The following is an 18,172-nucleotide window of genomic DNA, read 5'->3' as shown; positions in this document are numbered from 1 at the left end:
TAAGCAAGTTTTTATAATAAAAAACTTTAACTAAAAGTGATTAATTCAAGAAAGGATTACTCGTCATGAGAATGTATGTTTTAGCACTGAGCGTTGCTTTAAGTAGCGCGGGTTGCGCTACCAGCACGCCATTGATGCCGCAAGCCGAAAAATATCCCGTAAGCTCGCAAAAAAAGCCAATAGCAGTGCAGCATTGGGGCGCAATTGCGGTTGATGTAGCGATACAAACCAAGCTAACATTGGATAAAAATAATTTTTTGAACCAAAGAGCCTTGTACGTTGCACCTGGTAACTCGGTGTTTGAACAATCATTTAGCAATTACATGATTAGTAATTTAGTCGCTCGTGGCATTCCAGTAGCTAATAGCCCACAGGGTGCTGTTGAGGTGAAATATGATGTGCAAGTTGTACAACATAAAGCAGGCTTTAACCCCGCAGACCAATCTTACGTACCTGGTTCAACCACTGCTGGCGTTGCGGGACTATGGATTTTAAGAGATGCTGCATTACATGCCTCAAGAGATGCGTGGATTGCAGGTACCATAGGCATTGCAGCTGCGTATGATATTTATAAATTTTTAGAAAAAGACAAGAACTTAACCAAACCCACCAATACTGAGCTGGTCATTAGCACATCAATTGCAGATAACGGGCGATACCAAATGCACAAAACGGACGCCTATTATATTGAGCAGGCGGAGGCCAGCTTATTTCAACCAAATGTTTTTGCAAAAAACTGGGGGGTAGTACAATGAAACGCATCATTCAAACCCTTGCCATGACCACAATCGCATTGCTGTCAGCATGTGCAACAGCTCCACAAAACAGCGTTGCTGCCTCAAGTAGCGCACCGCAGATCAATTTTCAACAAAATGAATTTATTCGCGCAAATTATCAAGCAGCTGACGCGTTAAGCGCATCTGCAAATCTACGTCGTGAAATGCCGAAACAAGTGCCAATTTTGGTGGCAACTTTAGTCAATATTGACTCACTTACCGAGTCATCGCGCCTAGGACGCATTGTTTCCGAGCAGCTGCAAGCAAGGCTATCGCAGCATGGTTATTCAGTGGTAGAACTCAAACTACGTGGAAATTTGTTTGTTAAGCAAGATCAAGGTGAGTTACTGCTGTCTCGTGAGATTAAAGACATTACCACCAACCACAAAGCGCAAGCTGTCGTTGTGGGCACCTACGCTGTAGCTAACAGTAATGTATTTATCAACTTAAAAATTGTAGGTAATGATAATATTTTATTAGGCTCTTACGATTACTCGCTAAATTTAGATGCCGATACAAAAGCGATGCTGATTAATACAAAGAAGTAGCTCAGCTGTAAGGCATTATTCACAGGCAAACTCCATTGAGCGAAAAATGCTGGCATGGAAGCCTTTATTTACAAGGCTTCCATGCCCTAAGCCAGCAAAGACCATGGAAGTTTCCATCAATTTAAATCTCAATCATCCTTTAATTTTAATACCCAGCTGTTTAAGTTTACGATACAAATGAGTACGCTCTAAACCTGCAATCTCAGCCAGTTTACTCATATTATTAACGGCATCTTTCATGTGGTGGGCAAAATAAAGCCGCTCAAAATCATCACGTGCCTCGCGTAAAGGTTGATCTAAAAAAGGCATATCTACTTGACTGGTTAAACTCACTTCTTCCACTTGAACTTGTTTTGATTTTCTATTTTCAGCTGATTTAGCCCGCGTGCTAGAATCATCAAATTGATGCAACACACGTTTTACATCATCCAAGGTGATTTTTTCACCCAAGCTGGTATGTATCAAATTACGAACCGCCGCGTCTAACTGTGCTAAATCGCCAGGCCAATTGGCATTACGCAAGCCATTTAATGCCGCTACATCAAATTCACGATATTCCAGCCCGGCTAACTCTAATTGCAAATTGGCAATCGATACTGCCAGATCAGGGATATCCTCTTTGTGCTCATCCAGCGCCGGTACACGTAACGAAACCGCAGATAAAGCTTGAAATAAATTATGATCGAACAATGCCTCAGCTTGTAGTTTAGGCAGATTTTCACTAGTACCACATACCACGCGCACATTATATTTATCTGATTTTGCAATCAGCAGTAACAGGCCCTTCTGTTCGGTTTTATTGAGTTCAGTAATCTCCGAAATGTAAACTACACCGCCTCGGATAGTTTCTAAAATATCCAGAGGCGCATTGACCAGCTGGCTAAATTCAGACAATTGCAGCCAAGGGCTACCAGAATCATGCAAATAGCGCGCGCACAGCTCGGCACCGCAACCTTTAGGGCCAATCAACAACACTGGGCTTGGGCTAACGCCTACCGCAATTTTGTCCAGCCGATCTTTCAGAGCCACCACAATCGGACTCTTACCTAAACTGGTTAAATTCATCTCGGATTTTGGCAACTGCTCACTATGCTTTAATGCCGCGCTTACGGTCTTTAATAATTTCTGTAGCGCGATAGGCTTTTCTAAGAAATCAAACGCACCGATACGTGTGGCTTCAACTGCAGTATCAATTGTACCGTGCCCAGACATCATCACGACCGGCATGGTCAGCAGACTGCTATTCGCCCATTCTTTAAGCAGGGTAATGCCGTCGCAATCCGGCATCCAAATATCTAACAGTACAATATCCGGCCGCTCATGCAGGCGCGCCGCACGCGCTACAGCTGCATTTTCGGCCAGTTGTACCTGATAGCCTTCATCTTGCAAAATGTCGCGCAGAAGCTCGCGTATGCCGATTTCGTCGTCTACTACTAATATATGTTTTGATGCCATTATTTTTATCTTCTTTTGGATGTCGTCGTACTATTTTCTTCAATTAATAAAGGAATATTAATGGTCACAATTGCCCCTGTGCTTACCTTCTTCTCGGCATATTCTTTTCCACTTTGGCCTTGGACATTCTCAATTTTAATACCACCTTTATGTTCTTCAATAATTTTTTTAACGATGGCCAAACCAAGCCCTGTACCATGAGTTTTAGTCGTCATGTAAGGTTCAAAGGCATGTAACATCATCTCCTCAGGAAAGCCTGCGCCGTTATCTTCTACTGTAATCACCAGCATCTCGTTTTGTATTTGTGTGGCAACCTCAATTACCGCATCAGCTTTTTCCACAAGGGAATCTTGCGCATTTTGTAGCAAGTTATGTATCACTTGGCGCAGCATAGTGCTATCACCTTTAATTGGACAAGCTTGCTTTTCTAAAGACAGCTTAATTTTAGTGGCAGGCTGATCATAAAACGATACCACTTCTTTAATCAGGCTATTCAAGTCTAAACTTTGCAGTTGCGGAGCAGGCGATCGGGCATATTCGCTAAATTCGTTCACCATTCTCTTCATCGCATCGACCTGATTGACGATAGTCTCGGTTGAGCGTTTTAACATTTCGGCATCAGCAACGTCTAATTTTTTTAGCAACTTATGCGACATTCGCTCTGCCGATAGCTGAATAGGGGTGAGCGGGTTTTTAATTTCATGGGCGAGGCGTCTGGCTACCTCACCCCAAGCGGCATCGCGCTGGGCCTGTATCATAATTGTTGCATCGTCAAAAACTGCCACATATCCGCCATCTGGCAAACGCGTGCCACGGACCGTTAATATCTGTTTGCCATGTGCACTTAATAACTCAACCTGAGTTTGAACTTCATCTTTACGTCCATCTGCCTGCTCTGGGTGGGGCAGACTATTCATTGCTATTGTCAGTAAAAAACTTTCTAATCGCGCGTTTTTTGCATATATTTTATCTAGCGTTAAACCCACAAAACCACCCAATTTCACGCCCAGAATATTACTGGCTGCTTGATTATATGTGCGTAGCTCACCACGTTTATTCAGCGCCAAGACCCCTGACGACAAATGCGAAAGTATGGTCTCTAGATAACCGCGCGCCGCCTCAACACGTGCACGGTTACTTTCTGCGGCCTTGGTCGCATCGCCCAACTGCTGTGTCATGCTATTAAAAGACTGAACCAATATGCCCAATTCATCTTTGCCGTGTGCAGGTAACATAGTGCTGAAATCGCCGCTAGCAATCGCCTTGGTGCCTTCCGCCAACACAGTTAAAGGTGCAGATAACCTGCGGCTCAACACAAATGCCACAGCAACTGCACCAAGCATTGCCAGCATCATGACCAAGGTCAAGGTTAATGCAAACACTTCTCTTAATGAAGTGCGGCTGTATGATAGTTGCTGATAATCTTGATAGACATCCTGCACCGCCTCGGCGGTCGCGGCAAGCTGCTTAGGCACTGGTTGCAGCAGTTGCAAAATTCGCGTTTCACCCGCTAAATCCTGCACATTGACTGGCACTAACACACGCAAATACAAACCTTTATTACCTATAGGTTCTACACTTGCAGAAACTTGTTTTCGCGCCTGCCTGAGTTGGGCCACGCTAGGTAACTCAGGTAAAAAGCTCGCTGAGTCACTACTCGATACCTCTAAAATCCTGCCTTGCACTGTTAATAAAGTGGCATCTTGTATACCACTTTTTTCTCGTAAATCATTTAGCATTGAATGCGTATTAGCTGGCTGAAAAGCCAAACTGGTCGCCATGCTTTCGCCCTTTTCCTTCACATCAGCCAGCATAATATCAAGGGCTGTACGGCCTAAATTAAGCCCTCCTTCGAGTGCAGCTTCAACTTTCACGTTAAACCAAGACTCAATAGAACGCGTTAAAAAATTCACAGAGACTAAGTACACAATCAAGCCAGGAATAATCGCCATCATGGCAAAACTTGCTAACAGGCGAAGGGTAAAACGGCTTCCAACTACACGATGACGAATTTGTCGATATAAACGCCAGATTTGAAAACCAATGACAGCAATCAGAAACGTTGCTAATACAATATTGAGTGTAACTAATAGCGTGTAATATTCGCCAGACGCAGCAGTATTGGCACTTGCGTTTGATAATAAGTAGAGTAAGAATACGCCTAATGCGGCGCTAACTAGAACGATATACTTCATCTGAGGATGTATTTCATTTAGTTGATTCAGGTTTTCCTAGACTTGGCACCCATTCAAAACGCTGGGAGCTCATTTTCCAGTCATCAGAGCCAATCGCATCACCCTGCAATACCTTTGGCAATTTTTTAGTGTTTAGCCGCATCAATAATGCGGCCTTATAGGACTCGCCTTTTTCTATTTCAGCACTATGAAATACCTTTAGACCACTCACATAAGACAAATCATCCATGGCTTCGTCTAATCTTACAAAGGCTTTTTGCTGATCCCCACGGATAACCAAAAACTGCCTGGAAAGTGCATGATAGGTCAATGCAACATTGTGAGTGACAGTGACAATTTCATCATCAAACCAATACTTTCTAGGTTTGGCAAGCTGAAATTCAATTAAAAAATTGAGCTCAAAACCTTTGCTAATAGCCTCTTCTATCTTTTCGCTAAACTTCATTTCTACATCTGCATTCAGTACATAAACATCGTCCAGCGCCAACAATTCCGCACTCTTGATATTCAAGCTGCTATTACCAGCGAAGGCTGTTGCAGCAAATAGTGCCAATACGCATGCCACAAAACATGCAGAAAGTTGTTTAATTAAAGCCTGTTTAATTTTTTTGCAGCAATGCATAAAAAAAGCCGTCATGTGCATTTGAAGGGACAAGCTGGCCATGAATCTGGGTAACTTCTGCTGATGAATAATTTGCTGGTAACTCAAATGGCAACTGAGTCGCATCGGCATTATTTTGTAAGAATTTATCCACTTGCCCTTGATTTTCTTCATTAAAAACGGAACATGTTACATAAAGTAATTTACCACCCTTTGCCAACATCTGCCATAAGTTAGCCAAAATTTTAGCTTGCTGTCGCGTAAAAGAAGCCACATCTGCCTCACGGCGCAGCCATTTAATATCCACATGGCGCCGCACAATGCCTGAAGCGGTGCATGGCACATCGGCCAATATTCTGTCATAGGACTGCTGAGCAGTCTTAGCGTTATTCCACCAATCGGTAGTTGACGCATCACCGACTAAAAGATTCGCCTGTAATTTTAAACGGTCCAAATTGCTTTGCACTTGCTGTAAACGCACTTCATCGCTATCTAAAGCAGTTAATGCCACATCAGCCAGCTCTAGAATGTGCCCCGTTTTACCGCCAGGTGCACAGCAAGCATCCAGCACATTCATGCCCGGTTCGGCAGCTAATAAATATGCCGCCAGCTGCGCACCAAAATCCTGCACAGAAACAATACCGTCAGTAAAACCAGGGATTTTTTCTACAGGCACAGGATTCGTTAAAATAAGCGCCTGCGCACCGATATGCTTAGCTTCTATATCTTGTCGCGCCAGTAATTGCAAATAATCCTGCATACTGACTTTTTGGGTATTCACCCGCAATGTCATTGGCGGATGCTGATTACCAGTTTGCAATATGCCTTGCCAATGGCTTGGATATTGGATTTTAAGCTTATTAATCCACCATTGCGGATAAGAGTAAGTCGCCACTTCGCTAGTGCTTAACTTTGCTGCAAGCTGGTCTTTTTGACGTAAAAAATTGCGTAGAATTGCATTCACCAAGCCTTTAGCCCAACTTTTTGTCGCAGGCTTTTTAAGCTGGCTCACAGCTTGCACAGCTTGGTTTACCACAGTAAAAACATCAGCTTTATCATGCAATAGCTGATATATCGCCACAAGTAATAAGGCATTAATGCGATCATCTGTTAAGGGCTTTTCTAATAGCTGTACGAGGTAAGCGTCAATCTCGCCATAAAACCGCAATGTACCGTAACTTAAATCCTGCGCCGCACCCCGTTGTTGTGGTGTAGCATTAGGAAATATGGCTAAAGCTGCAGGCAGCGCTAATGTTAGATTACGTCCTGATAAGACTTGATTCACAGCATTCGCAGCGATTTGTTGAGATATATACAAAGAAAACTTTCCTGATGATCAAACTTATTGATTAAGCGTTGATTTTACTTGATAACCGCTACATCTGTGCTAATCAAATCGTGAAACTTCATTTGATTTCCCGTCCCTTGCTACCTCGGCCATGATGCCGCAAAAAAACCGGAAGACGTATGCAAGGAATGTTTGAAGACCTAGTCCGAGCTCCTGTGCTGCTCACCTTTTTACAGCAGCACAGGATATAAGTGATATGGAGCGTCGTTTACTTTAATTACTTTATTTTTGGTTTAGCCAAAAAGCCAACTCGCCAGTCGCATAAAAGCGACCACTTACAAATGGCACTATGTCTTTTATCAGCAAATATGGGCTGGTTTTAAGCAACTATAATTTGGCGGAAAAGAACACTCTCGGTATCAATTACTGTGCTTTACTTACCAACTAATAACTACTCGCCATCGCCATCAACCTCGCCACCCGTTCCTCAGTCTTAGGATGCGTACTAAACAAACTGTCGAACGAAACACCTGACAATGGATTAATAATCATCATCTGCCCCGTTTCCGGGTGTGCCTCTGCCGTCGGGTTAGCAATTTGATGCGCGTAATTGTGAATCTTACCAAGCGCACTCGCCAAAGCTTTAGGATCTTTGCTTATTTCAGCCCCCACTCTATCCGCCTCAAACTCGCGCGAGCGTGATATAGCCATTTGAATCAACGATGCTGCCATGGGTGCTAAAAACATCATCAACATTGCCACCACTGGGCTCACGCTACGCTCACCGCCGTCATTCCGGCCACCACCAAACAACATGCCGAAGGTGCCTATCGATGAAATTGCACCTGCAATGGTGGCGGAAATTGTCGAAATCAATGTGTCACGATGCTTGATGTGTGCAAGTTCATGCGCCATGACCCCGCGTAACTCGCGCTCGCTTAATGCTTGCATAATACCTGTCGTAGCCGCTACGGCAGCATGCTCGGGGTTACGGCCGGTGGCAAATGCATTTGGTTGCGCTTCATCCATTACATAGACTTTTGGCATGGGTAGCTGGGCATTTTCAGCAAGTGTTTTCACCATGTTGTAGTAATTGCGAAACTGGACGTTATCTGGCGTCACCTCTTGCGCGCCATACATTTTGAGCACGGCTTTATCTGAAAACCAATAGGCGTACACGTTCATACCTGCCGCCAGCGCTAATGCCATCATCATGCCACCTTGTCCGCCAAGGGCTGCGCCCACTGCTCCAAACAACGCGACTATCGCCGCCATTAATATCGCCGTTTTTAACCAATTACCTAACATTGCATTCTCCTTTTTTAGCGTATGCTAACTTTGTATAAGATGATGGTAAACGATAGAAATTCAAGCTTAATAGCAATCCCTAAGATTTGTATAACTAGACTTTAAGTAAAAAAGTCTCCAATTTGCAGATTATGTCCTTGCACAAAGGCCTGCGCACTCAGTCGCTTACCACCTGGTGCTTGCAGCTCTGTAATATGTAACAATCCCTCACCACAGCCTACTGTGACGCCATCATGCACACTCACAATTTCACCTGCTCTGGCTTTTCCTGCTTTTGCCGTTGCCATCCAAATGCGGCAAACTTCATGTTTTAGCGTACCTTGCGCAACTGGAAATGGATTAAACGCCCGCACCTGACGTGAGACTTCTATCGCACTTTTATGCCAATCAATCGCGGCTTCAGATTTATCTAATTTGTGTGCATAGGTAACCAAAGCTTCATCTTGCTGTTTTGCTGGCAATGTGCCTTGTTCTTCTAATGTAGCCATCGCCTGCACCATCAACTCCGCACCGATGTTACTTAATGCATCATGCAAAGTTTGCGTAGTGTCGCTTTCGGCAATTCGCACCTCACCTCGGCTTATCATGGCACCAGCATCCAAGGCTGGTGCAACTTCCATAATCGTCACGCCCGTTTCCGCATCACCTGCCAATATTGAACGATGAATTGGCGCTGCACCGCGCCAACGCGGTAATAAAGAGGCGTGAATGTTATAGCAACCAAAACGCGGCATATTAAGTACGACTGTTGGAATAATCAATCCGTAAGCTGCGACTATCATCACATCGGCATTGATCGCTTCTATATGCGCCTGCACAGCCGCGTCTTTTAATGTTTCCGGCTGGTATACACTCAGATGATGTTGTTCAGCCAACACTTTCACAGGACTGGCTTTCAGCTTCATGCCACGGCCCGCCGGACGGTCTGGCTGCGTGAGTACCATGACTATTTGATGACCAGCCTCAATAAGCGCGGTTAAAGCCGGAACGGCGAAATCTGGCGTACCAGCAAAAATAATTTTCAATGGACTATCCTTAATATATTACTTTTGGCGGCTTAATTTAAGCATTTTATTTTTAATGCGATTCCGCTTGAGCGGCGATAAATACTCGACAAATACTTTGCCTAACAGATGGTCCATTTCATGCTGAATACATACACTCAGCAAACCTTCAGCCTTTAAAGTAAATGTTTTGCCGTGATAGTCTAATGCTTCAACCGTTACTTTTTCAGCTCTTGTCACGTTTTCATAAATGCCAGGCACGGATAGGCAACCTTCTTCGTAATCTTGCTCGCCACTTCTAGCGATAATTTTTGGGTTGATGAACACTTGCAAATGGTCTTTAGTTTCGCTGGTATCAATGATAAGGAGTTGTATGTGCTGATCAACCTGAGTCGCTGCCAAACCTATGCCAGGTGCGTCGTGCATGGTTTCGCGCATATCATCGATTAAACGTCGAATCGTTGCGTCCACTTCTTTCACAGGTTTCGCAACTTTATGCAAGCGCGGGTCTGGATAATTGAGTATGTCTAAAATTGCCATAAATGCCTTGTTGTATCCTTAAAAACTAAATTGACTCTAATAAAATGGTTGTTTTTCCATAAAAGCTTGATTGTTTAATGAATTACGTGATAAATTTAACGTAATTTCGCGGTTAAAGTTCGTATATTAACCGTATATTTATAATGCATTTTTGACCGAGGTCATCAATATATGTTTCGCCATATTATAACGCTGCTCATGTTTTGTTGCATAAGCTTCAATGTTCATGCCCAAGTAGTAACACTTAAAAACGACCATCCTGACAAGCACGTTGTAATTAAAGGTGATACGTTGTGGGGTATTTCAGCTAAGTTTCTTAAAGATCCATGGCAATGGCCAAATGTATGGAAGCTAAACCGCGCGCAAATCAAAAATCCACATTTAATCTATCCTGGCGATGTTGTGTTCCTTGATATGAGTAGCGGCAGCCCGCAATTACGCTTGTTGCGCGAAACAGTTAATTTACAACCAGGCGCGGTAGAAGAGCCGTTAGATAAGGCCGCCATTTCGACGATTCAGCTTAATGTCATCGCGCCGTTTCTAAACCAACCTCTCATCATTGAAAAAGATCAGCTGGCATTATCACCTAGAATTATTGCAGGTCAAGATAACCGGGTTGTGCTTAGTCCAGGCACCCGCGTTTACATAAATAATATAGAAGAAGGCGATGGAATCAATTGGTATGTCTATCGTCCAGGTGATACTTTAATAGACCCAGATAGTAAAAAAGTGTTAGGTGTAGAGGCTAATTATTTGGGTGATGCCAAAATCACCAAATATGGAGAACCAGCTAGTGCTGATATTATCAAAGCAAAAGAGGAAATATTCACTAAAGACAGATTAGTGCCAACGGGTGATACTGTCGTTACAAATTTTGTGCCGCATGCGCCAGACTCACCAATATCAGGACGCATTATAAAGATTTATGGCGGTGTAGCAGAAGCAGGCCCGCAAAGTATCGTTTCTATTAGCCGTGGCGCCACAGATGGCATAGAAGTTGGCCACGTGCTGGCAATTAACCGTTACGGCCGCGTGATTAAAGACCCTGAATATGTAAAATCAGAGGCCGATAAAACAACAAAACTTAAAGAAGTTAATCTTGACATTCAAACGGCATCAGATGGTTCAAAAATTGTGAACTTTAAGAAAAAGCCTGAAAGTGTAGATGGTAAACTTGTACTAGAATCAGGTATGGTAAAACTGCCTGATGAACGCATCGGTTTGTTGATGGTATTCCGTGTATTTGAGAACGTGTCCTATGCCTTGATTATGCAAGCATCTCAACCGGTTAACACACTTGATTCTGTAAATACGCCCTGATTACAGCCAGTTATGCAATTAAGCCACAGCGAGAATACCTACAATGAAGAACTTGTAGAAAAATCACTGTGGATTAGTTTAAGTAATATTCATGGTGTGGGTTCGCAAACTTTTTGTCAGTTGCTAAAAACATTTGGCAATCCTGCCAACATATATGCCGCCAATCACAAACAATTAAAAGAAGTCGTCTCAGATAAAATTGCAGCAGAAATCACTAAAGGCGTAGATGAAGAAGCACTTCGCGACTCACTACATTGGTTATCTCAAGCCAACAACCATCTCGTTACCTTGGCCGACTCACACTACCCCAAAGCACTTCTCGAAATTTCTGATCCCCCGCCTTTTTTATACGCAAAAGGCAATTTAGCATTATTAAATATACCTAGCATTGCCATTGTAGGTAGCCGCAATGCTTCAGTACAAGGTGAGAAAAATGCTGAGGCTTTTGCGCAAGGTTTAAGCGGTTATAATTTATGCATTGTTAGCGGCTTGGCGCTTGGTATAGACGGCGCAGCACATCGCGGTGCATTAAAAGCAAATGGTGCGACTATTGCCGTGGTTGGCACGGGTTTAGATATTGTCTACCCCGCCAGGCACCGTGATTTAGCCCACCAAATTGTAGAGCGCGGACTCATTATTTCTGAATTCGCTTTAGGTACACCTTCTAAACCACAAAATTTCCCTAAACGAAATCGCATTATTAGTGGCTTGAGTTTGGGTTGCCTAGTGGTTGAAGCTAATCTTCAAAGCGGCTCACAAATTACCGCCCGCTTATCAGCCGAGCAGGGACGAGAAGTCTTTGCAATTCCAGGTTCCATTCACTCTCCCATGTCAAAAGGCTGCCATCAACTAATTAAGCAAGGTGCAAAACTGGTAGATTGCCTACAAGACATTGTTGAAGAACTCGATTTAATCAACGCCACTGAAAACGTTGCCGAAACAAGCAACTATTCCGACAATAAAACCCCGCCGCAAAATTCACTGCTTACTCTAATGGGATATGAACCTATAACCCTAGAAAATATAGTGCATTTGAGTGGCTTGACGGTGAGTGAAGTTTCATCCATGCTAATGTTATTGGAATTAGAAGGGGGTGTAGCGAGCCTGGCTGGCGGGCAATATCAAAAAATTATGTAGCCTCCTAATCACTTACCAATATAAAAAATTTAGATTTTAGAATTTTTATTTATGCATAAACCATCACACTTTATTTAAGAATAACTCTAATTTAAGGATAAACATCATGTTTGAAGTATTGGTTTATATGTTTGAAAACTACATTGATACACATTTTAGACCTGATGAAAGTACGCTCTCAAAAGAATTGAGCGCAGCAGGATTTGATGAGCAAGATATTAACGGTGCATTCGATTGGTTTAATCAGCTCGAGTTGATGACAGATCAGCCTGACATATTTGAAAAACCCAACTACGTTAGTACGCGTATTTTTACCGATGACGAACTTAAAAAAATCACAGGTGAAAGCTTGGGTTTTATTCTGTTTTTATTTCAGGCCAAGATACTCAATACTGCACAACGCGAATTAGTCTTAGAACTCGCAATGAACTTACCTCAACCAATAATCAGTATAGAAGAGATGCGCTGGATTGTGCTAATGACCACTTGGGGTGCAAGTAAATCAGGACCAGATAAAACCAAAGAATACTTATTTATTGAAGATGCGTTACTTAATAAACAAAAACCTACACTACATTAGCAGACCCGTTTTTTTTGAAACTTAAAAAGTTACACCTTGAAACCGCCCTTTTTATTCGCTGATGTTCTCAATGATATTACTGATAATAGTTGAGCGATTCAGCGTATAAAAATGCAAGCTCGGCACACCCCAAGTTTGCAATGTTTCGCATAACTCACTCACAACATCCACGCCAAACGCGCGAAGGGATTCAATATCATCGCCATATTCCTCAAGGCGCATTTTGAGCCAGCGCGGTATTTCAGCACCGCACACACTTGAAAAGCGCGCTAATTGTGTGATGTTATAAATTGGCATGATGCCTGGCACAATAGGTATATTAATACCTGTTGCTGCACACTGATCTATAAATCTGAAATAGGCATCCGCGTTATAAAAATACTGCGTAATGGCTGAATCTGCACCCGCGTCTACTTTACGCTTGAGGTTCAGTAAATCTGCTGCTGGCGTTCTTGCTTCTGGATGAAACTCAGGGTAGGCAGCAACCTCAATATGAAAATGACTGCCCGTTTCTGCGCGAATAAACTCTACCAGTTCGACCGCGTATTTAAAATCACCAGCACTCACCTCACCTGACGGCACGTCTCCGCGCAATGCAACTAAGCGCTTGATACCACGCGCCTGATAGGTTTGCAACAATTCGCGTATTTCTTCTTTACTTGATGAAACGCAAGAAATATGCGGTGCCGCCTGAAAGCCTTCCTGCTGAATTTCCAGCACAGTATCCATCGTTCTGTCACGGGTAGAGCCACCCGCGCCAAAAGTCACGGAAAAAAATTCAGGATTGAATTTTGCCAATTGAGCACGCGTTTCGCGTAACTTTTCAATGCCATCAGCTGTTTTAGGCGGAAAAAACTCAAAGCTTATTGCTGTCGTTTTCATTTATTTTTCTTTACTTATCATCAATTAAAAGCGCTGCTAGCAACCAGGAAAGTACGCTATACAATAATGCACCTATAATCCCAGCCGTAAGCGTTTTGACATCAAAACCCTGCAACCAATGTCCTACACCATAAAATAGCAAGCCATTGATAACCAGTATAAAAATCCCTAGTGTCAATATCGTAATAGGTAAGGTTAATATCACCAGGATTGGCTTAATTAGCATATTGACCAAACCAATGACTAAAGCAGCAATTAATGCAGTTAAGAAATCAGCTACATGAATATCCGGCACAAAATACGCCACAGCTAAAAGTGCTAACGCGTTCAATATCCAAACAAATAATAATTTCATGAGCTGACTCCTTAAATTAAGTCTTAATTGAGCTTAATAACGGTATGTATCTGGCTTGTAAGGCCCTTGTTTTGAAACGCCGATATAAGCCGCTTGTTGATCAGTCAATACTGACAATTTCGCGTTAAGCTTCTTCAACTGCAATACCGCTACTTTTTCATCCAAATGTTTAGGCAAGGTATATACACCCACTGGGTAATTAGCAGTTTGCGTAAATAACTCGATTTGTGCAATGGTTTGATTAGCGAATGATGAGCTCATCACATAACTTGGATGACCAGTACCGCAACCTAAATTCACTAGACGACCTTTTGCCAAAAGAATAATCTTTTTACCATCTGGGAAAATCACATGGTCTACTTGTGGTTTGATTTCGTCCCACTCATATTTTTCAAGTGATGCAACATCAATCTCATTATCGAAATGACCAATATTACATACGATGGCTTGGTCTTTCATTTTGGCCATGTGGTCGTGCGTAATTACATGATAGTTACCAGTCGCAGTGACAAAAATATCACCATGTTCGCAAGCATAATCCATCGTTACCACGCGGTAGCCTTCCATTGCCGCTTGTAAGGCGCAGATTGGGTCGATTTCTGTCACCCATACTTGAGCAGAAAGCGCGCGTAAAGCTTGCGCAGAACCTTTGCCTACATCGCCGTAACCAGCTACGATAGCCACTTTACCAGCAATCATCACATCAGTAGCGCGTTTAATCGCATCGACCAATGACTCACGACAGCCGTACAAGTTATCAAATTTTGATTTGGTCACTGAGTCATTCACGTTAATCGCCGGGAAAGCCAATTTGCCTTCTTTATGCATTTGATACAAACGATGTACGCCAGTGGTGGTTTCTTCAGTAACACCGATAATTTGCGCCAAACGTACAGAATACCAAGTTGGGTCAACTTTTAATTTCGCTTTAATCGCATCAAACAGGCAAATTTCCTCTTCGCTTGTTGGAGTTGCAATGACGGACAAATCTTTTTCAGCACGTGCACCCAAATGCAATAGCAATGTTGCATCACCGCCATCATCTAGAATCATGTTAGTGTAGCCGCCGTCAGCCCATTCAAAAATGCGGTGGGTATAATCCCAGTACTCAGTCAACGTTTCACCTTTAATGGCAAACACGGGTGTGCCTCCAGCAGCAATTGCAGCTGCCGCATGATCTTGAGTAGAGTAGATATTGCATGACGCCCAGCGTACATCCGCACCCAAGTCTTTAAGTGTTTCAATCAGCACGGCGGTTTGAATCGTCATGTGTAGCGAGCCGGTAATGCGCGCGCCTTTAAGTGGTTGTGCCTTAGCAAATTCTTCACGAATCGCCATCAAGCCCGGCATTTCTGTTTCAGCAATCGCGATTTCTTTACGGCCAAAAGCAGCCAGGCCAATATCGGCAATTACGTAGTCTTTAGCTGTATTTTTAACATCAGCAGTCACAGTATTCATATTTATTTCCTTGAATGTGTGACCGGGGGGATGGTGGGGTAAATCTTTAGAGATGCTTAACGCTTTTCTCACCCGTATCCCGTGCCCGGCACGGTTAATAATGGTGAGCGCCGTTAAAACATGTTCCGAGCCTGGGAGGTCAATCAATTTCAGCTCTCGCAGCGCTCCTCGGAATCGTTAGATTATACTTGATATTTTTTTTGCTTACAAACAGCAGTACGCCCTGCAAAAAATGGCTCTGACAAACCTCATGCCGGACTCCAAATTTCATTAATATCGTGAATACCCCAAGCCAAAGGGTTTTCATGGCCAACGATTGAGTCTTGCTCATGAATTTTTGATAAATCAACTAACTCTACCTTGATTCGAGAATTTGATTTAGTTGAAAAAAACACTTTTATCAAAGGGGTCAATAATGATTTAGGACTTTGGTCAATCACAACAGCAAGTCGCCCAGATTTAAGCTTAATCATTGATCCTATAGGATAAATACCCACACTCTTAACAAAGGCCTTAAACACCCTGTCATCAAAGTGATCTGACCATTGCGCCATGCGTTGCAGTGATATGCCAGGCTCCCACCCCTCTTTATAAGGCCTATTTGAGGTTATAGCATCGTAGACATCGCAGACTGCACCCATTTTGGCAAAAATGCTGATTGCATCTGCCTTTAATTGATGAGGGTAACCTTTACCGTTCACTTTTTCATGGTGATGCAAGCACACATCTAACACGACTTCATCTACGATATTTGCTTGCAGTAACAACTCATGTCCACGTTCCGGGTGAAGTTTAACCAAAATAAATTCCTCATCCGTCAACGCTCCAGGCTTGTTAAGCACTTCTAAAGGAATGCCCGCCTTGCCTATATCGTGCAAGAGTCCAGCCAAGCCAGCCTGCTTGGTTTCGGCTTCAGACAAACCCAGCTCCTTAGCCAACGCCACCATGAGCGCACACACGGCCACCGAATGCATATAGGTATATTCATCTTTGTTTTTAAGGCGTACCAAACTAATAAGCGCGCTTAGATTTCGGTCCACTGAGGCCGCAATATCATCAACCAGCTGCATCGCAGATTCTGCATTGATTGCCTTACCCATGCGCGCATCATGAAACATCGAAGCAACTGCTTTTTTAGATCCAGTAATCACCTGTTTAGCACGCTCATGCTCTTCAGATGCTGTAATACGGATTGGTTTTGCTGAAGCGCTTGAGCCGGGCTTTGTTTCAGGAAGGATTTTAACTGCTTCGGGTGGTGATGAATCTGCGCTTGCATCAGGTTCAGCCACATCCAAGCCTTTAGTGATGTCAATGACAACTTCTTTTATGACGCTAGCTTGCAGCTTTTTTAAATCAGAAGGGTCTTCTAATTTAAACGCTTTTTTCCAAAAAGGATGATCAATCCAAGCGCCTTTTAGCTCTTGAATAAACATGCCTAAACGAACTTTTTTTGTAGATACGACTTTTAACATATGCCACCACTAGATTGCACCAACAGATAGTAAGTACAATTCTAGCAATGACATTGTTAATTCAATTGCGCTAAATAGAAGCCTTTAATGCCGCAGCTTTATCAATCGCTTCCCAGGTAAATTCTGGCTCATCACGACCAAAGTGACCATAGGCAGCAGTTTTAGCATAGATAGGGCGAAGCAAATCTAGCATCTTAACGATGCCTTTTGGACGCAAATCAAAATGCTCACGAACCAAAGCTGTCAACACTTCATTTGAAACCTTACCTGTACCGTAAGTTTCCACCATCACACTGGTAGGCTGTGCAACCCCAATCGCGTAAGAAACCTGCACCAAGCAACGTGAAGCAAGACCAGCAGCAACAATGTTCTTAGCAACATAACGGCCTGCATAAGCAGCGCTGCGGTCAACTTTTGAAGGGTCTTTACCTGAGAAAGCACCGCCGCCATGCGGTGCAGCACCGCCATACGTATCCACAATGATTTTACGACCAGTTAAACCACAATCACCTTGCGGACCGCCAATGACAAAGCGCCCTGTCGGGTTTACTAAATATTTAATCTCACCCTTAATGAGCTCTTTTGGCAAAACCGGCTTGATGATTTCTTCAATCACCGCTTCACGAATCGCTTCCAAAGTCATCTCTGGCGCATGCTGTGTTGACACCACAATGGTATCAATCGCATTTGGTTTTCCATCTACATATTTGACTGTTACTTGTGATTTAGCGTCTGGACGCAACCATGGCAAGCGGCCGTCTTTACGCAATTGCGCTTGGCGTTCCATCAAACGATGGCTTAGCCAAATTGGCAATGGCATGAGTTGTGGCGTTTCGTCTACCGCATAACCAAACATCAAACCTTGGTCGCCTGCACCTTGGTCTAGAGGGTCATCATGAGCACCATCTACACCTTGTGCAATATCTGGTGACTGTTTATCGTAAGCCACTAATACTGCGCAACCCTTATAGTCAATGCCGTATTCGGTATTGTCGTAACCGATACGCTTAATAGCATCGCGCGCCACTTTAATATAATCGACGTTCGCGGTAGTGGTAATTTCACCAGCCAATACAATCAAACCGGTATTTGCCAAAGTCTCGGCAGCTACTCGTGCGGTAGGGTCTTGAGTTAAAATAGCATCTAAAATGCTGTCGGATACTTGGTCTGCGAGTTTGTCTGGATGACCTTCAGAAACTGACTCTGAAGTAAAAAGATATTCGTTCGTGTGGTGATTCATGAGTGCGCCTTGA

17 protein-coding genes and 1 riboswitch are annotated in these 18,172 nt (G+C 43.3%); of the genes, 5 read left to right on the top strand and 12 right to left on the bottom strand.

Features of this window, described 5'->3' with window-relative positions; genetic code table 11:
• The first annotated feature begins 65 nt into the window (after positions 1-65).
• Together Q8J82_RS01840 and Q8J82_RS01835 are read left to right on the top strand one after the other, a co-directional pair.
• Positions 66-755, top strand: coding sequence for a hypothetical protein (locus tag Q8J82_RS01840; protein ID WP_304908133.1), 690 nt, complete (start codon positions 66-68; stop codon positions 753-755).
• Entirely contained in the window at positions 752-1,324 is a 573-nt protein-coding gene (locus Q8J82_RS01835; RefSeq protein WP_304908134.1) for a FlgO family outer membrane protein, read from the top strand. The genes Q8J82_RS01840 and Q8J82_RS01835 overlap by 4 nt, the downstream gene beginning before the upstream one ends.
• A gap of 132 nt (positions 1,325-1,456) precedes the next feature.
• On the opposite strand, the gene Q8J82_RS01830 is transcribed toward Q8J82_RS01835, so the two are convergent.
• The 7 genes from Q8J82_RS01830 to def all read right to left on the bottom strand — a co-directional run bounded on the left by Q8J82_RS01830 (position 1,457) and on the right by def (position 9,715).
• On the bottom strand, positions 1,457-2,779 hold the full coding sequence (locus Q8J82_RS01830; protein WP_305327659.1) for a sigma-54 dependent transcriptional regulator: 1,323 nt from the start codon (positions 2,777-2,779) through the stop codon (positions 1,457-1,459).
• Between the two features lie 5 nt (positions 2,780-2,784).
• Positions 2,785-4,974 carry an ATP-binding protein gene (locus Q8J82_RS01825; RefSeq protein ID WP_305327658.1) on the bottom strand — a complete coding sequence of 730 codons (2,190 nt, stop codon included), beginning with the start codon at positions 4,972-4,974 and terminating at the stop codon, positions 2,785-2,787.
• Positions 4,975-4,987: 13 nt separating this feature from the next.
• A complete protein-coding gene (locus tag Q8J82_RS01820; protein WP_305327657.1) occupies positions 4,988-5,596 on the bottom strand; it encodes a DUF4390 domain-containing protein in 609 nt (202 codons plus the stop codon).
• Complete coding sequence (rsmB, locus tag Q8J82_RS01815; RefSeq protein ID WP_305327656.1) at positions 5,574-6,893, bottom strand: 16S rRNA (cytosine(967)-C(5))-methyltransferase RsmB; 1,320 nt, start codon at positions 6,891-6,893, stop codon at positions 5,574-5,576. Before rsmB ends, Q8J82_RS01820 begins: the two co-directional genes overlap by 23 nt.
• A gap of 414 nt (positions 6,894-7,307) precedes the next feature.
• Positions 7,308-8,171: a zinc metalloprotease HtpX gene (htpX, locus tag Q8J82_RS01810; RefSeq protein ID WP_305327655.1), complete on the bottom strand. Its 864-nt coding sequence runs from the start codon at positions 8,169-8,171 to the stop codon at positions 7,308-7,310.
• Between the two features lie 101 nt (positions 8,172-8,272).
• The gene (fmt, locus tag Q8J82_RS01805) at positions 8,273-9,196 is read right to left on the bottom strand and encodes a methionyl-tRNA formyltransferase (protein WP_305327654.1); all 924 of its coding nucleotides are present in this window, start codon (positions 9,194-9,196) and stop codon (positions 8,273-8,275) included.
• Between the two features lie 18 nt (positions 9,197-9,214).
• Entirely contained in the window at positions 9,215-9,715 is a 501-nt protein-coding gene (gene def, locus Q8J82_RS01800) for a peptide deformylase (RefSeq protein WP_305327653.1), read from the bottom strand.
• Positions 9,716-9,886: 171 nt separating this feature from the next.
• Here def and Q8J82_RS01795 point away from each other — a divergent pair, with 171 nt between their 5' ends.
• From Q8J82_RS01795 to Q8J82_RS01785, 3 genes are all read left to right on the top strand, one after another.
• Positions 9,887-11,035: a LysM peptidoglycan-binding domain-containing protein gene (locus tag Q8J82_RS01795; RefSeq protein WP_305327652.1), complete on the top strand. Its 1,149-nt coding sequence runs from the start codon at positions 9,887-9,889 to the stop codon at positions 11,033-11,035.
• A 12-nt stretch (positions 11,036-11,047) separates the two neighbouring features.
• Complete coding sequence (gene dprA / locus Q8J82_RS01790; RefSeq protein ID WP_305327651.1) at positions 11,048-12,172, top strand: DNA-processing protein DprA; 1,125 nt, start codon at positions 11,048-11,050, stop codon at positions 12,170-12,172.
• Between the two features lie 106 nt (positions 12,173-12,278).
• Positions 12,279-12,752 carry a DUF494 domain-containing protein gene (locus Q8J82_RS01785; RefSeq protein ID WP_304891135.1) on the top strand — a complete coding sequence of 158 codons (474 nt, stop codon included), beginning with the start codon at positions 12,279-12,281 and terminating at the stop codon, positions 12,750-12,752.
• 51 nt (positions 12,753-12,803) lie between these two features.
• Here Q8J82_RS01785 and metF read toward each other — a convergent pair whose 3' ends face one another.
• The 5 genes from metF to metK all read right to left on the bottom strand — a co-directional run bounded on the left by metF (position 12,804) and on the right by metK (position 18,159).
• Positions 12,804-13,634: a methylenetetrahydrofolate reductase [NAD(P)H] gene (metF, locus tag Q8J82_RS01780; protein WP_305327650.1), complete on the bottom strand. Its 831-nt coding sequence runs from the start codon at positions 13,632-13,634 to the stop codon at positions 12,804-12,806.
• A 10-nt stretch (positions 13,635-13,644) separates the two neighbouring features.
• Positions 13,645-13,989 carry a phage holin family protein gene (locus Q8J82_RS01775; protein WP_305327649.1) on the bottom strand — a complete coding sequence of 115 codons (345 nt, stop codon included), beginning with the start codon at positions 13,987-13,989 and terminating at the stop codon, positions 13,645-13,647.
• Between the two features lie 33 nt (positions 13,990-14,022).
• Positions 14,023-15,447 carry an adenosylhomocysteinase gene (gene ahcY / locus Q8J82_RS01770; RefSeq protein ID WP_305327648.1) on the bottom strand — a complete coding sequence of 475 codons (1,425 nt, stop codon included), beginning with the start codon at positions 15,445-15,447 and terminating at the stop codon, positions 14,023-14,025.
• Between the two features lie 98 nt (positions 15,448-15,545).
• Positions 15,546-15,623: riboswitch (S-adenosyl-L-homocysteine riboswitch) on the bottom strand.
• Between the two features lie 72 nt (positions 15,624-15,695).
• Positions 15,696-16,919 (bottom strand): HD-GYP domain-containing protein, encoded by a 1,224-nt coding sequence (locus tag Q8J82_RS01765; protein WP_304908145.1) that lies wholly within the window; start codon positions 16,917-16,919, stop codon positions 15,696-15,698.
• Positions 16,920-16,989: 70 nt separating this feature from the next.
• Positions 16,990-18,159, bottom strand: a complete 1,170-nt coding sequence (metK, locus tag Q8J82_RS01760) for a methionine adenosyltransferase (RefSeq protein WP_304908146.1) — start codon at positions 18,157-18,159, stop codon at positions 16,990-16,992.
• Between the last annotated feature and the right edge of the window lie 13 nt (positions 18,160-18,172).

The sequence above is a fragment of the Methylotenera sp. genome, assembly GCF_030684185.1.
In the GTDB taxonomy this organism is placed as follows: domain Bacteria; phylum Pseudomonadota; class Gammaproteobacteria; order Burkholderiales; family Methylophilaceae; genus Methylotenera.
Note: the sequence above shows the minus strand (reverse complement) of the source record. Positions and strands in the feature narration are given on the sequence as shown.

Coding starts and splice junctions, on each gene's coding strand:
- Q8J82_RS01840 (WP_304908133.1), top strand. CDS start 66: ATGAGAATGTATGTTTTAGCACTGAGCGTTGCTTTAAGTAGCGCGGGT.
- Q8J82_RS01835 (WP_304908134.1), top strand. CDS start 752: ATGAAACGCATCATTCAAACCCTTGCCATGACCACAATCGCATTGCTG.
- Q8J82_RS01830 (WP_305327659.1), bottom strand. CDS start 2,779: ATGGCATCAAAACATATATTAGTAGTAGACGACGAAATCGGCATACGC.
- Q8J82_RS01825 (WP_305327658.1), bottom strand. CDS start 4,974: ATGAAGTATATCGTTCTAGTTAGCGCCGCATTAGGCGTATTCTTACTC.
- Q8J82_RS01820 (WP_305327657.1), bottom strand. CDS start 5,596: ATGCATTGCTGCAAAAAAATTAAACAGGCTTTAATTAAACAACTTTCT.
- htpX (WP_305327655.1), bottom strand. CDS start 8,171: ATGTTAGGTAATTGGTTAAAAACGGCGATATTAATGGCGGCGATAGTC.
- def (WP_305327653.1), bottom strand. CDS start 9,715: ATGGCAATTTTAGACATACTCAATTATCCAGACCCGCGCTTGCATAAA.
- Q8J82_RS01795 (WP_305327652.1), top strand. CDS start 9,887: ATGTTTCGCCATATTATAACGCTGCTCATGTTTTGTTGCATAAGCTTC.
- dprA (WP_305327651.1), top strand. CDS start 11,048: ATGCAATTAAGCCACAGCGAGAATACCTACAATGAAGAACTTGTAGAA.
- Q8J82_RS01785 (WP_304891135.1), top strand. CDS start 12,279: ATGTTTGAAGTATTGGTTTATATGTTTGAAAACTACATTGATACACAT.
- metF (WP_305327650.1), bottom strand. CDS start 13,634: ATGAAAACGACAGCAATAAGCTTTGAGTTTTTTCCGCCTAAAACAGCT.
- Q8J82_RS01775 (WP_305327649.1), bottom strand. CDS start 13,989: ATGAAATTATTATTTGTTTGGATATTGAACGCGTTAGCACTTTTAGCT.
- ahcY (WP_305327648.1), bottom strand. CDS start 15,447: ATGAATACTGTGACTGCTGATGTTAAAAATACAGCTAAAGACTACGTA.
- Q8J82_RS01765 (WP_304908145.1), bottom strand. CDS start 16,919: ATGTTAAAAGTCGTATCTACAAAAAAAGTTCGTTTAGGCATGTTTATT.
- metK (WP_304908146.1), bottom strand. CDS start 18,159: ATGAATCACCACACGAACGAATATCTTTTTACTTCAGAGTCAGTTTCT.